The organism is Micromonospora ureilytica, assembly GCF_015751765.1.
In the GTDB taxonomy this organism is placed as follows: Bacteria; Actinomycetota; Actinomycetes; order Mycobacteriales; family Micromonosporaceae; genus Micromonospora; species Micromonospora ureilytica.
Window position 1 is genome coordinate 6,282,704 of the sequence record NZ_JADOTX010000001.1, and the last position, 13,462, is coordinate 6,296,165.

General features: G+C 67.3%; 15 protein-coding genes, 3 tRNA genes and 1 pseudogene. 18 read left to right on the forward strand and 1 reads right to left on the reverse strand.

Going from position 1 to position 13,462, the window contains the following annotated elements; translation table 11 throughout:
* Positions 1–244: 244 nt before the first annotated feature.
* Both IW248_RS28845 and IW248_RS28850 read left to right on the forward strand, forming a co-directional pair.
* Positions 245–1,255, forward strand: coding sequence for a hypothetical protein (locus tag IW248_RS28845; RefSeq protein ID WP_196929461.1), 1,011 nt, complete (start codon positions 245–247; stop codon positions 1,253–1,255).
* A gap of 34 nt (positions 1,256–1,289) precedes the next feature.
* Positions 1,290–1,763, forward strand: a complete 474-nt coding sequence (locus tag IW248_RS28850) for a hypothetical protein (protein WP_196929462.1) — start codon at positions 1,290–1,292, stop codon at positions 1,761–1,763.
* 459 nt (positions 1,764–2,222) lie between these two features.
* Here IW248_RS28850 and IW248_RS28855 read toward each other — a convergent pair.
* A pseudogene (locus IW248_RS28855) lies at positions 2,223–2,437 on the reverse strand (ADP-ribosylation/crystallin J1); the annotation flags it as partial.
* Positions 2,438–2,898: 461 nt separating this feature from the next.
* Between IW248_RS28855 and IW248_RS33595 the strand changes: the two are divergent.
* From IW248_RS33595 to rplL, 16 genes are all read left to right on the forward strand, one after another.
* Positions 2,899–3,033, forward strand: a complete 135-nt coding sequence (locus IW248_RS33595; RefSeq protein WP_269155099.1) for a hypothetical protein — start codon at positions 2,899–2,901, stop codon at positions 3,031–3,033.
* Positions 3,034–3,135: 102 nt separating this feature from the next.
* The gene (locus tag IW248_RS28860) at positions 3,136–5,664 is read left to right on the forward strand and encodes a putative bifunctional diguanylate cyclase/phosphodiesterase (protein WP_196929463.1); all 2,529 of its coding nucleotides are present in this window, start codon (positions 3,136–3,138) and stop codon (positions 5,662–5,664) included.
* Positions 5,665–5,757: 93 nt separating this feature from the next.
* Positions 5,758–5,830 (forward strand) — tRNA-Thr (locus IW248_RS28865).
* Between the two features lie 24 nt (positions 5,831–5,854).
* A tRNA-Met gene (locus IW248_RS28870) sits at positions 5,855–5,927 on the forward strand.
* Between the two features lie 132 nt (positions 5,928–6,059).
* On the forward strand, positions 6,060–6,227 hold the full coding sequence (gene rpmG, locus IW248_RS28875) for a 50S ribosomal protein L33 (RefSeq protein ID WP_007073056.1): 168 nt from the start codon (positions 6,060–6,062) through the stop codon (positions 6,225–6,227).
* A gap of 123 nt (positions 6,228–6,350) precedes the next feature.
* Positions 6,351–6,797, forward strand: coding sequence for a MaoC family dehydratase N-terminal domain-containing protein (locus IW248_RS28880; protein WP_196929464.1), 447 nt, complete (start codon positions 6,351–6,353; stop codon positions 6,795–6,797).
* 1 nt (position 6,798) lies between these two features.
* Positions 6,799–7,191: a MaoC family dehydratase gene (locus IW248_RS28885; RefSeq protein WP_124820950.1), complete on the forward strand. Its 393-nt coding sequence runs from the start codon at positions 6,799–6,801 to the stop codon at positions 7,189–7,191.
* A 129-nt stretch (positions 7,192–7,320) separates the two neighbouring features.
* Positions 7,321–7,393 (forward strand) — tRNA-Trp (locus IW248_RS28890).
* 212 nt (positions 7,394–7,605) lie between these two features.
* Positions 7,606–7,995 (forward strand): preprotein translocase subunit SecE, encoded by a 390-nt coding sequence (secE, locus tag IW248_RS28895; RefSeq protein ID WP_124820951.1) that lies wholly within the window; start codon positions 7,606–7,608, stop codon positions 7,993–7,995.
* A 38-nt stretch (positions 7,996–8,033) separates the two neighbouring features.
* Positions 8,034–8,756: a transcription termination/antitermination protein NusG gene (gene nusG, locus IW248_RS28900; RefSeq protein ID WP_196929465.1), complete on the forward strand. Its 723-nt coding sequence runs from the start codon at positions 8,034–8,036 to the stop codon at positions 8,754–8,756.
* A gap of 186 nt (positions 8,757–8,942) precedes the next feature.
* The gene (gene rplK / locus IW248_RS28905; RefSeq protein WP_124820953.1) at positions 8,943–9,374 is read left to right on the forward strand and encodes a 50S ribosomal protein L11; all 432 of its coding nucleotides are present in this window, start codon (positions 8,943–8,945) and stop codon (positions 9,372–9,374) included.
* Between the two features lie 79 nt (positions 9,375–9,453).
* The gene (gene rplA / locus IW248_RS28910; RefSeq protein WP_124820954.1) at positions 9,454–10,170 is read left to right on the forward strand and encodes a 50S ribosomal protein L1; all 717 of its coding nucleotides are present in this window, start codon (positions 9,454–9,456) and stop codon (positions 10,168–10,170) included.
* 79 nt (positions 10,171–10,249) lie between these two features.
* A complete protein-coding gene (locus IW248_RS28915; protein WP_196929466.1) occupies positions 10,250–11,140 on the forward strand; it encodes an ABC transporter ATP-binding protein in 891 nt (296 codons plus the stop codon).
* Entirely contained in the window at positions 11,137–11,826 is a 690-nt protein-coding gene (locus IW248_RS28920) for a hypothetical protein (protein ID WP_196929467.1), read from the forward strand. Before IW248_RS28915 ends, IW248_RS28920 begins: the two co-directional genes overlap by 4 nt.
* Before the next feature lie 340 nt (positions 11,827–12,166).
* Entirely contained in the window at positions 12,167–12,712 is a 546-nt protein-coding gene (gene rplJ / locus IW248_RS28925; RefSeq protein WP_124820957.1) for a 50S ribosomal protein L10, read from the forward strand.
* 54 nt (positions 12,713–12,766) lie between these two features.
* Positions 12,767–13,150 (forward strand): 50S ribosomal protein L7/L12, encoded by a 384-nt coding sequence (gene rplL, locus IW248_RS28930; protein WP_196929468.1) that lies wholly within the window; start codon positions 12,767–12,769, stop codon positions 13,148–13,150.
* The last annotated feature ends 312 nt before the right edge of the window (positions 13,151–13,462 follow it).

Genomic DNA, 13,462 nt, shown 5'->3' on the forward strand with positions numbered 1-13,462 from the left:
CAACGCCGTCATGTTGGTGCCGATGAACTGGGCGAGCTCGTAGGCGTCATCGAGGCGCACCAACTCGTGAGCCGATCCACTGCATGTCGCACCCAGGTCGTAACTTAGAACACATGTACGACACCCGCTACGCTCGCTCCCCGCCTCCGCCAACGACTGCTGACCGGTTCCTTACAGACACACGGTCAGATCTGCGCTCGAAACTAGGGTGACGAGACATCCCCATCACCCACCGGAGGAACTTATGCCGGAATACAGCCTCGCCGCCTACACCATCAGAGTCCGCCCACGAATGTCATCAAAGTCTTCCGACAACTACCTACCCCTTGACAAGTTTGATGGGTCCGCCTCCGACCTTGCACCCTTTCTCTACGCATTCTTTAACGGCCTCATCAATACTCCATACCAGCACAAGGATGAAGGAAAGTACCTAATCGCCGAGACGGTGCGGGCCGAGGACCGGTCAATTTACACAACAGTCCGCTCAGGGAGCCACGGACACCAGTCGACTCTGCGCGATGTTGAAACACACCAGGATACGTACGAACGCCAGGCAAACGAGGCTGAGCTAATCCCCCTACGAAACCTATTCGTAATCCCGCATAACTCATTGGCGGGGATCTTCCTGACAGAACGCGTCGGCGTCCGAGGGCTCAAGTCCTCACTAGACCACATCCTGACACGTACATTCGCAGCAAGATTTCCTGGTTTCTCCGTCGAACTCAGTCCGCTCGCCCCTGAGGCGGCAGTGAAGGCATCCATCGAAGAAGGCGAACTAAAGAAGATCCGCCTAGTGCGCTATGGGATTCCGAGCGACGTTGCGGATCAGTACAATCTAGGCGCTCACGAAGAAGAGCTGGGAATCATGGAGCTAGTCCTTAAGCCGGACCGTGCATTGGCATTTCCCAAGCAGAAGGTGCGCGACGCCCTAAACGACAACAGCCTCCCGGCGCTGCTAGAGATTCGTGGCCTGGACTACCACGACATAAAACTAGAGGTGAAGGTCGGAAAGTCCATGCGGACGCTCACCGTTACTCAGGAACGCCCTCCTCGCGTAACATTCCCTCTTCCAGAGAATAAGAACATACCGAGCGGTCGCCCCACCGACGGCACCGTGCATGAGGTCGCCGCTGAGGTGGTCGCGGAACTAGCGAAGGACCTGTCTATTCGCGAGTCCGACTATGCCGGCACAGAGTTTTTCTGGACGGCCGACATCCTCGCCAGAAAGCTAGTGATAGCGAATGATGAAGGCTAGTGTACTTCCGATCATCCGGGATCACCTTGATACTATGCGCGATGCTAGGACTGGTCGCGTCAGGATTTCAGATCTGATCTTCTTCTACGGACTGCCAGTCCTGGTCGGGGCGGCCGCCTACCTTCTCTCTTGGCATGTCAAGGGAATCGACAATCTGCTTGCCGCCCTGTCCATCCTTACCGGACTATTGTTCAACCTGCTCGTTCTACTATTTGACACTGCCGCCCGCTTTAAAGGTCGACCGACCGGTAAAGTCAGCGCCGACAACGCACACAAATATCGACTCCTCCATGAACTGCAAGCAAACATTACCTACACACTTGGCGTTGGCCTCCTAGTTGCGATCATATTGGGGGTATGCTCGCTCGCTGGAATAGAGGATGCGCAGCGACCCTGGTCTATAGTCGTGACGGCGTCACTCGCACACTTCGTGCTATTGCTGGGAATGTTGCTTAAACGACTTCGCTCAGTCTTCCTCGCAGAGTTTCCACGGCTTCTTGGCGCGTAGCGCTGTGAGGCGGACGGCTGGTCGAGCTTTGAGGTCGGTTGCGCAACCGATGAATGGAGAGCCGCCTGAACATCAGGCGTCTCGCACCGTGCCGTGGGGCGTGGGCACATGGTGGGCGGCTGATCGGTCGGTGTCGGTGAGGCGGCGAGAAGCAGCAGCTCAGAGGTGCTGACCGAGGCAAGATCACGGACGCCCTGTAAATCCGTCGCGAAAGCTTCAGAGGTTCGAATCCTCTACCCGCCACCAGGTGCAGAAACGGCCCCTGACCAGCAGAGATGCTGATCAGGGGCCGTTGTCGTTGATCTAGCCGGGTCCGGCTGAGTCCAGCCGTTCAGGACTGGTTGTGGGCAGGTCGGTCTTGCCGCTGACGGCTCCTCTGGGCTCGACCACGACTTCTGGTACGGCGGCGGAGAGGCCGTCCAGCCCAGCCGGGCCCAGGTCGTCGGGATCATCCGATGACGGCCACCCGCCGGCCTGCGGCGACCGGAACTCGTGCACGACATCTATCAGGCCAACGACGTGGGCGCTGAACTCGTCCAGCACCCGCAGCTCCAGACCGGGTATCGACTCAGGACCTCCGACTCCACCCGGAAGCGGGTCACGTAGCCGACGCCCGACGCGGGCACATTCCGGTCCCGGGCGATCATCGCCGCGTTGTCCTCGTTCCGGTTCGGGCAGGACAGCGTTTTGCCGAGGGTGCCACGGGCGACCACTTGCGTCCGCTTCGAAGTGTCCTGGTCTGACTGTGAGCCCCTGCTGTCGCCAACTTGTTCGACCCGATCCGCCGGGGTGCTGGCGCGCTGGCGAAGACCGAGTATGGTGGTCGATGGCCGGACCCGGAGCGCAGCGTGAGTTGGCGTCTGGAGCGTCACTGGTAGTGACCGCCACGCAGGATTGGCTGGCTCTGCCGCAGCTGGGTCGAATTGCGGTGAAGGTCGTATTCGACGCTGTGTGAAGCGGTGAGCTGGCCCGAAAGCCCGTGATCTGGCCCAGCGTGACGGGGGCGGTGGGCCGAACGGCGGGAAGTCACAGACGGTGGGGCCAGTCGGGGCCTCCGCTACTTCTCTGGCTGTCTGCGCTGTGGCACGATCGTGGAACCTCCATCAACGCTGCACATCATCCGACAGGAGCGATCATGTCTGGTCGTAGGTTGGGCCGACTGCTTGGCTCATTTTTCGTCCTCGCCGCACTGTTCAGCGGCATCGGCGGTGTCGATCTCGGCGGCAACTCGGGGGACGTCGCGCAGACCGCGGATCTCATCTGGCAGTGAGCCGAGCTTCAGTCCGTCGGTGAGCACGGTCTGTTGCGCGCCGGTGACGGGACGTCTCACGACGCTGCCGTGACCGGCGCGGTGCCAATCTGAAGGAGCGCCATGATCGGTCGCGGTCAGCCCCGGCGCAGATCGTCCGAAGACGCCTGGATCATCACCGCGCCTCTCACGTTGGTCGCGATCTTCTGCGCCACCATCACCGGGCTGGTCGCGCCAGAGCCGTTCGGTGACTGGCCGGAGGCTGCTCTACTCCTCGTCCTCATGATCGCGGCGGGGTTGCCGCTGCTCAGCCTTGTGGTCCGGCGTCAGACGCTGGGCGTCACGCTCACCGAGCTGCCACTGGTCCTCGCGCTCTACTTCTTGCCGCCGCTGACCGTGGTGGTCATCTACACGTTGACCTCGCTCATCACCCACAAGCGGCAGCGGTTGTCGGCGCCCAAGGTGTGGTTCAACGTGGCGCGGGCCGCCGCGGGGAGTTCACTGGCCGTCCTCGTCCTGCAGGCACTTCCGCCCATCGACGGGGTGGGTCCGCGCACCTGGGGCAGCATCTTCGCCGCCGTCAGCATGGTGATTCTCATCAGCTACGCCAGCGTGGTGGGCGTGCACACGCTGCTGCACGGATGGCAGACCGGGCGCGGGGCGTTGCGTACTGCCAAGCCGGTGCTGCTCACTGCGGTGATCAACGTTTCGGTCGGCCTGATCGTGCTGATCCTGGTGCGGAGCACGTGGTGGTCGCTGCTCCTGCTCGCTGCCCTCGGCGTCGGCCTCGCACTGGTCTACCGGGCCTACTCCCAGTTCTTCCGCCAGCACCGCACCCTCACCGACCTGTACGCGCTGACCCGCGCGGTGGTCGAGAGCGGGCAGAGCGGCACGCTGCCGGACGCGCTGCTCGGGCGGGTGCGCGCGCTGATGCAGGCGGAGTACGCGACGCTGTGGCTCCCGGCACAGGGGCGACATCCGGAGGCGCTGTTGACCGCCCGGGTGGACGACCCCGGGCTGCTCGATCTGGCGCACACGCCGGCGGCGATCCGGGAGCGGGTCCGCGATAGCCGGCGTACGGTCGCCGTCGGCCGTGGTGTGACCACCGACGAGGAATTCCGGGCCGACCTCGCCGGGCAGCGGATCAAGGATGCGGTAGTGGTGCCGCTGCGGTCGGGTCAGGTCGTCATCGGCACTCTCGAGGTGGCCAACCGCCTCGGCGACGGCAACAACTTCACGGCGACGGACATCGCGATCTTCGAGACGGTGGCCGCGCACGCCGCGGTGGCCCTGGAGAATTCCCGGCTTGTCGACCGGCTGCGCCACGACGCATACCACGACACGCTGACCAAGCTGCCCAACCGGCGGCGGGTCACCGGCGCGCTGGAGGAGTCGATCAAGATCGGCGCGCCGGACGAGGTGGTGGCGCTGCTGCTGTTCGACGTCGACGGGCTACGTCAGGTCAACGAGTCGCTCGGCCACGCGGCCGGGGACAAGGTCCTCGTCGAGGTCGCCAGCCGGCTGCGGGCCAGCGCCCCGTCGTCGGCTCTGGTCGGGCGCGTCGGCGGGGACGAGTTCCTGGTGACGCTTCGTCTGGAGAGCCCGGCGGCGGCCCTGGAGCTCGCCAGTCAGCTGCGGGACCAGATCCGCGACGAGATGGTCTTCGACGCGCTCACTCTGGTGGTGGACACCGCCGTAGGGGTGGCCGTACACCCGGATCATGGCAGCGACGCGGCCACCTTGCTGCTGCGGGTCGACCTGGCCACGACGGCGGCCAAGTCGGTGCCGGGCAGTGTGCAGTTGTTCAACCCGGGCCTGGAGTCTCGGTCGCTGCGCCGGTTGGGTTTGGCCGGCGATCTGCGCCGAGCACTGGACCAGGACGAGCTGGAGGTCTATTTCCAGCCCAAGGTGACTCTGCGGGACCGGCGCCTGGTTGGTGTCGAGTGTCTGGCCCGGTGGGAGCACCCGGCGCACGGCACTGTCGCTCCCGAGGACTTCGTGGCGGTGGCCGAGCACACCGGCCAGTTGAGCCGGCTCACCGAGGTGGTGCTCCGCGAGGGCCTTCGTCGCAGTCGGGACTGGGCGCTTGCCGACCAGCCGTTGCCCATCGCGGTCAATCTCTCGGCCCGTACGCTCGTCGACCAGCACTTCCCGGACCGGGTCCAGGAGTTGCTGACCGAGTACAAGGTGCCGGCGCAGCGCCTCACCCTGGAGATCACCGAGTCGGGGGTGCTGGACGGCACGGACCGACCCATCCCCACCCTGCAACGGCTGCGGGATCTGGGCGTACGGCTGTCGGTGGACGACTTCGGCACCGGTGACTCGTCTCTGGCGCATCTGCGGCGGTTGCCGGTGCACGAGGTGAAGGTGGACCGCTCCTTCGTGCAGGGAATGGCGACCGATCCGGGGGACCTGGCGATCGTCAACGCGGTGGTGACTCTCTCCCAGCAGTTCGGTCTGGCCGTGGTGGCCGAGGGTGTGGAGAGCGAGCTGACCCTGGAGCTTCTTCAGGACATCGGCTGTGAGATCGGGCAGGGCTTCCTGTTCAGCAGACCGCTGCCGTACGAGCGGTTGGCTGCCTGGTTCGGCGCCCAGGTCGAGCCGGAGTCGATCTCCAGTGGAGAGCTGCCGCGCCTCCGTGTCGTGCCCTGAGCAGGGTGCAGACGATCATCGGGGATCCGATTTCACCTGTCGAGCCGGGCCGTGTACTCTTACTCCTGCGCGCCCCACGGGGAGATCGCGCAGGCCCCCTTAGCTCAGTCGGCAGAGCGTCTCCATGGTAAGGAGAAGGTCTACGGTTCGATTCCGTAAGGGGGCTCGAGGGTTCAGCTGGACCCATCGCAGCGGTGTAGCTCAGATGGTAGAGCAAGCGGCTCATAATCGCTGTGTCGCCGGTTCAAGTCCGGCCACCGCTACTCTCGTCTTCCGGGCTCGTTGCCGGTGGTCGTAAGAATGGGCGCTTCTGGCGCCCACTTTGCATGTCCGCGCTGTCAGCGTCTAGGCTGGCGCGTCGTAGTTGTTTCCGTTAGCGAGGAAGGCACTCCGCCGTGGCGAAGGCTACCGATGTCCGGCCGAAGATCACTTTGGCGTGTGTGGAGTGCAAGGAGCGCAACTACATCACGCGCAAGAATCGGCGCAACGACCCCGACCGCATCGAGCTGAAGAAGTTCTGCCCGCGCGACGGTCGGCACACGGTCCACCGCGAGACCCGCTGACTGCTGGCCGGCCTCGGGGCCGGCCGCTGTCGAAGCTTTTCGATCGCCGATCTGACCGGTTTGGCGCGGCTCCGCCGCCTACCGATCAGGTCGGCGATTGGGCTTTCCGTGTAGGTTCGCGGCATGCCTCTGGACCCTTCCTTCGTCGGCCGGACCTATCCGCCGACCGCCCCCTACCAGGTGGGCCGAGAAAAGATCCGTGAGTTCGCCAGCGCCATCGGCGCCACCGACGCGGCCCACCATGACCCGGAGGCCGCGAAGGCGCTGGGCCACCCCGACGTGGTGGCCCCGCCGACCTTCCCGGTGATCGTCACGATGGCCGCGAGCCGCCAGATCATCGAGGACCCGGCCCTGGGTGTCGACTACAGCCGCCTGGTGCACGGCGATCAGCGCTTCGCGTACACCCGGCCGGTTGTCGCCGGTGACGAGCTGGTCTGCATCAACACCATCGAGGAAGTCAGCACCCGGGGTGGGCACGGCTTCCTGACCACGCGCACCGACGTGAGCACCGCCGGCGGGGAACCCGTCGTCGCTGTCTGGGCCAGGTATGTCATCCGCGGGGAGGCGTGAGATGGAGTTTCCAGCACAGACGTTTCAGGTGACCCGCGCGGACCTGGTCCGCTACGCCGGCGCCTCGGGTGACTTCAACCCGATCCACTGGAGTGACCGGGTCGCCACCACTGTGGGTCTGCCCGGGGTCATCGCCCACGGCATGTTCACCATGGCGCTGGTCGGCCGGGCGGTCACCGAGTGGGCCGGGTCGCCGGACGCGGTGGTCGAGTACGGCGTGCGCTTCACCCGGCCGGTGGCGGTCCCGGACGACGACCAGGGGACCGAGATCGAGGTGACCGCGCGGGTTCGTGGGGTGCCCGAGGACGGTCTCACCCGGATCGAGGTGACCGCCACCTGCCTGGGTGACAAGGTGCTGTCGCAGGCGCGGGCAACCATCCGGACAGCGCCCTGAACCGAGCCCGCCACGCGTGGCGGAGAGACCGGTTGGGAAAGTCGGGCGGGTACCCGTACACTGGTCCGCCGTGGGGCAAGTGACCCCTGCTCGGTCGTCTGTGGCCGCGTGGGGCGAGTGTTGCCACATAGGGGTGTAGCTCAATTGGCAGAGCAGCGGTCTCCAAAACCGCAGGCTGCAGGTTCAAGTCCTGTCACCCCTGCGCCTCAGGCCTGACCGTTCCCGTGGGTCGCGCCGCCAGCTTGGCGGCGTCCGGCCCGTGGTGGTGGCATCGGCGGGGTGGTCCGAGGCAATCGGGCCCTCCGGGTGATCCACCGGCCGCGGCCCGTCGCGGGACGGTTGGGTCCGGCCGGCGTGACCAGCGCCGCGTACGCCGCTCGGCGTGCGACCCCAGATTCCGCGACGGAGGGCGAAGTGGCCGACAACAAGCGGCGCGACGACGACGGCGACGATCGTCTTGACGACGAGATCGTCGACGACGTGGCCGACGACGACGCCTCCGATGCGGACGAGCCGGTTTCCCGGGGAGGCACCGCCACGCGGTCCCGTGCCCGGGCGGAGTCGGCGGACAGCCGGCCGACCACTCGGTCGGAAACGGGTCGGGTGGGCGTCTTCGGCCGCATCGCCCGGTTCTTCCGCGAGGTCGTAGCCGAACTGCGTAAGGTCATCTGGCCGACCCGCAAGGAGTTGCTGACCTACACCGCGGTGGTGGTGGCGTTCGTCGCGGTGATGCTGACGATCGTGGGTGTGCTGGACTTCGGTTTCGCCAAGGTCGTGTTGTTTGTCTTTGGCAACTCGGACTGACCGGCTGCCTCCAGCCATAGTGACGGAAGTGAGCGAGCGTGCCTGAGAACGACGAGACCGCCGGATCGGTGGACGAGCAGTCCACGGTCGCGACGGCGGCTGGTGACGAGTCGGTTGAGGCCGCCAGCGAGCCGGAGTTCCCAACGACCGAGCCCGCACCGGACGAGGACTACGACCCCGTCGCGGAGCTGAGGCAGAAGCTGCGCTACGCGCCGGGTGACTGGTACGTGGTGCACTCGTACGCCGGCTACGAGAACAAGGTCAAGACCAACCTCGAGACCCGGATCACGAGCCTCGACATGGAGGACTTCATCTTCCAGGTCGAGGTGCCGACCCGGGAAGAGGTCGAGGTCAAGAACGGTAAGCGTTCGCAGATCCAGGCCAAGGTCTTCCCTGGTTACATCCTGGTTCGGATGGAGCTGACGGCCGAGTCGTACTCCTGTGTCCGGAACACCCCTGGTGTGACCGGCTTCGTCGGTGCGACCGACCGGGCTGACCGGCCCGCTCCGCTCTCGCTCGACGAGGTGCTGAAGTGGCTGGCGCCGGCCATCGAGACCGAGCAGAAGAAGTCGAAGCCGGAGATCAAGGTCCTCGACTTCGAGGTGGGCGACTCCGTCACCGTCACCGACGGTGCGTTCGCGTCGCTGCCGGCCACGATCAGCGAGATCAACGCCGACCAGCAGAAGCTCAAGGTGCTGGTGTCGATCTTCGGTCGTGAGACTCCGGTGGAGCTCAACTTCAACCAGGTCGCCAAGATCTGATTGGTCGTCGGCGGCGGGCCCGGCCCGCCGCCGACGTCGGCGTACGCGCTCTCGCTCGACCTCGGCGGACGAGTGGGCTGCGGCCTGCGCTACTCTTGAATGTCGCCGCTGTCGCACCGCGCTGACCGTGCGCGCCCGAGGGCGGCGACAGCCGCATTTTCCCAGCTCCAAGCCCCAGGAAGTGACATGCCTCCGAAGAAGAAGCTCGTCAAGACGTTCACGCTTCAGTTGCCGGCGGGCCAGGCCACGCCGGCGCCGCCGGTCGGCCCCGCGCTCGGCCAGCACGGCGTGAACATCATGGAGTTCTGCAAGTCCTACAACGCGCAGACCGAGTCTCAGCGGGGCGACATCGTCCCGGCCGAGATCAGCGTGTACGAGGACCGGTCCTTCACGTTCGTGCTGAAGACCCCGCCCGCTGCCCGGCTGCTGATCAAGGCCGCCGGTGTGCAGAAGGGTTCGGGTGTTCCGCAGTCCGAGAAGGTCGGCTCGGTCAGCCGCGCCCAGCTGCGTGAGATCGCCGAGAAGAAGATGGCCGACCTCAACGCCAACGACATCGCCCAGGCCGAGAAGATCATCGCCGGCACCGCCCGGTCGATGGGCATCACCGTCAACGACTGACGTCGGCCCCGGCCTTCGACCCGACCGTGGGAGGGCTCGCGCCGAGCGAGCCCGCCAGAGACCACAGGAGTAATCAGCAATGCAGCGCAGCAAGAGCTACCGCAAGGCCGCCGATGTCATCGACCGGTCGAAGCTCTACACCCCCACCGAGGCCGTGAAGCTGGCCAAGGAGACCACCAACGTCAAGTTCGACGCCACGGTCGAGGTCGCCATGCGCCTCGGCGTCGACCCCCGCAAGGCGGACCAGATGGTCCGCGGCGTGGTCAACCTGCCGCACGGCACCGGTAAGACCGCCCGCGTGATCGTGTTCGCCAGTGGCGCGAAGGCCGAAGAGGCCGCCGCCGCGGGTGCGGACGAGGTGGGCACCGACGAGCTGGTCGCCCGGATCCAGGGTGGTTGGCTGGACTTCGACGCGGCTATCGCCACGCCGGACCAGATGGCCAAGATCGGTCGGATCGCGCGGATCCTGGGCCCGCGCGGTCTCATGCCGAACCCGAAGACCGGCACGGTGACCATGGACGTCACCAAGGCGGTGTCGGACATCAAGGGCGGCAAGATCACCTTCCGGGTGGACAAGCACTCCAACCTGCACCTGATCATCGGCAAGGCCTCCTTCACGGAGACCCAGCTGGTGGACAACTACGCCGCGGTGCTCGACGAGGTGCTGCGCGCCAAGCCGTCCGCGGCCAAGGGCAAGTTCCTCCGCAAGATCATCTTGACCACCACGATGGGCCCGGGCGTTCCGGTCGACCCCAACCTGGTGAAGAACCTTCGGGAGGACCAGGCCGACGCCTGAGTCGACAGATCGCTCCGCCGGGGCGCCGCCACGACTGTGGCGGCGCCCCGGCGCGTTTGAGATGTGGCAGGCTCGGCCCATGCGGCTGGAAGACATCTGGTTGCGGTACCACCGGCGAGGGCCGTGGGTGCTGCGGGGCATCGACGTGCGCATCGGTCCGGGCGAGGTGGCGGTCGTGCTGGGCCGCAACGGGGTGGGCAAGTCGACACTGCTCCAGGTGGCCGCGGGGGTCCTCCGGCCGGGCCGGGGCCGGGTCACCGGCCGCCCGACGCGGGTGGGCTGGGTGCCGGAGCGTTTCCCCGCTGACCAGCCGTTCACAGTGACCCGCTATCTGACCGGGATGGCCCGCGTCGCGGGGCTGGGCAGGGCGGCGGCCGACGAGGCGGTGACCTCCTGGACCGACCGGCTCGGGCTGTCCGCGTTCCGCTCGGTTCGGCTGCCGGAGCTGTCCAAGGGCACCGCGCAGAAGGTGGGCCTTGCCCAGGCGATGCTGCGCCCGCCGGGCCTCCTGGTCCTCGACGAGCCGTGGGAGGGGCTGGACGCCACCACCCGCGAGCTGGTGCCCGAGTTGATCGCCGAGGTGCTCGCCGCCGAGGGCGCCGTTCTGGTCTCCGACCACCGCGGCGAGACGGTCCGGCTGCCGGCCGCGCGTCGCTGGCTGGTGGCCGACGGCGCGCTCTCCGAGGAGACGCCGTCGTCGGACGAGACGCTCGCGGTGGTCGAGGTCGCCGTGCCGGCCGCGCGGGTCGCCGGCACCGTCGCCCGGTTGCGCGCCGAGGGCCACCAGGTGTTGCGGGTACGCTCCGACGCCTCCACCGCCGCACCCCAGGCTCGACCCGCCGAGCCGCTTCGGTCGGCCGGCGCTGCCCGAGCCGCCGAGCCGTCGCTCCCGGTGGCCGGGGAGCTGACAGCCGAGCAGCCGGAGGCCGCCGACCCGGTGGTCGAGCCGGCAGCGGGGGAGGCCCGGTGAGCGCCCTGGTCCGGATGCGGCTGGCTGGTTTCCTGCGAACCGGGCGGGCGGTGGCACCGTTGCTCGCCGGCCTGATCACGCTCGGCACGCTCTACGGCGGTGGCCGTGCGCAGCCGGCCGAGGCGTACGGCGTCTCGGCGGTGGTGCTCTTCCCGGTGCTCGCCTGGCAGACCAAGATTTTGTTGGACGTCGAGCCGGACGTGCAGCGTCGGCTGGCGCAGGTGACGGTCGGGGTGGCGCGGGAGCGGTTGGCCGGGCTGCTCGCCGCCGTTGTGGCGGCGCTGGTGACGGTGGTCATCGCGCTGCTCTTTCCGTGGCTGGTCGGTGGGGTGTCCGGCCCGGTCGACCCGGGGGACCGGTCGATTCCGGTCGGGCTCGCGCTGGGCGTGTGGGCGCACCTGCTTGTCGTACCCGCTGCGGTTGCTCTTGGGGCGTTGGCCAGCCGTGCGTCGGTGGGCGGCGCGGGGTACGGCGTCGCGGTGCTGGCCCTCGGCGGGGTCGGCGCGGTGGTGCTCGGCCTGACCGGCTCGGTGGCCCCCTGGCTGGCACCGCCGATCATGGCCGCGGCTCGCACCACCGGCGGCGACGCCGCCGCGCTGACCCTGCTGGGCCTGACCGTGTGGGCGCTGACCTGGAGCGCCGCGGTCGTCGGCGGCTACCTGTGGCGGCGGCGGGCCCAGGGCTGACCGCCGCTGGCGCCGGTGGCGCGGCTCACAGGGGGCGATTTGGCGCTGGTGGCCGGGGCGTGTACTCTTCAACCGTCATCCGTGTTCTCATGGATGAGGAACCACCCAAAGACCGCTGGTCACCGTGCTCCGGCACGGTCGAAGGTCCCGCGACAACGGGCGACCCGCGTAGGGCGGCAAGCGTAACTCGGCAGTGAACATGGTCCGCCGACCATGACGATCTGCCGGCCCTCGCCCCGTGCGCCCTGCGCCGGGGCTTTTTCGTTGTCGTGCTGCCTCCGCCCCCGTTCCGGCTTCGGCCGAGACGGGGACCAGCCTCGAGTAACGAGAGAGGAGGGACATGGCGGACAAGCCGATCCGGGCCGACAAGGCCACGGCCGTCGCTGAGCTGACCGAGAGCTTCCGCAGTTCGGGCGCCACCGTGCTGACCGAGTACCGCGGTCTGACGGTTTCCCAGCTCACCCAGCTTCGGCGCTCGCTCGGCGCCGAGACCAGCTACACGGTCGCGAAGAACACGCTGGCCAAGCGTGCTGCGACGGACGCGGGCATCACCGGCCTCGACGAGCTGTTCACCGGTCCTACCGCGCTGACTTTCGTTTCGGGCGACGTCGTCGAGGCGGCGAAGGGGCTTCGCGACTTCGCGAAGGCCAACCCGAAGCTCGTCATCAAGGGCGGTGTCTTCGAGGGCAAGGCCATCACCGCGGCCGAGGTCTCGAAGCTCGCCGACCTGGAGTCCCGCGAGGTGCTGCTGGCCAAGCTGGCCGGCGCGATGAAGGGCAACCTGAGCAAGGCCGCGGCCCTGTTCCAGGCCCCGCTGTCGAAGACCGCCCGTCTGGCGGCTGCACTGCAGGACAAGCGCGAGAAGGAGGGCGCCGAGGCGGCCTGAGGCCCCCACGGCGCACCAGTTCTTACTTAACAGAATCAGGAAAGGACGCCAGATATGGCGAAGCTCAGCACCGACGAGCTGCTCGACGCGTTCAAGGAGATGACGCTGATCGAGCTCTCTGAGTTCGTGAAGCAGTTCGAGACGACCTTCGAGGTCACCGCTGCTGCTCCGGTCGCGGTTGCCGCTGCCGGCGGTGGCGCGGCTACGGCCGAGGCCGAGCCGGAGCAGGACGAGTTCGACGTCATCCTCGAGGCTGACGGTGGCAAGAAGATCCAGGTCATCAAGGTCGTGCGCGAGCTGACCGGCCTGGGCCTCAAGGAGGCCAAGGACGCGGTCGAGTCCGCGCCGAAGGCCATCCTGGAGAAGGTCAACAAGGAGACCGCCGAGAAGGCGAAGGCCAAGCTCGAGGGTGAAGGCGCCAAGGTCACCCTCAAGTGACCTGACGTTCCACCAACGCGTACCCGGCTCGTGAGCCGGGACACCATCGCGTCGCGGCGGGCGGTGATCCGACACGGATCACCGCCCGCCGTATTGGTGGAGCTGGCCCCGATCGGCCCTGAGCTGGGCTCCGACCAGCCGCTCCGTCGATCGGAACGGGGGCGGCGGGTCGCTCTCCAGGGGGAAACACGGGGCGAGGGCAATACCGGCCCTTGACGCGGCCCGGGGCTGCCAGGCACGCTGACACCAGCAAGACACCGCGCTTGCGACGGCCACGACGTGGGTATGACAGCGGCGGCACCATCGGCCGCG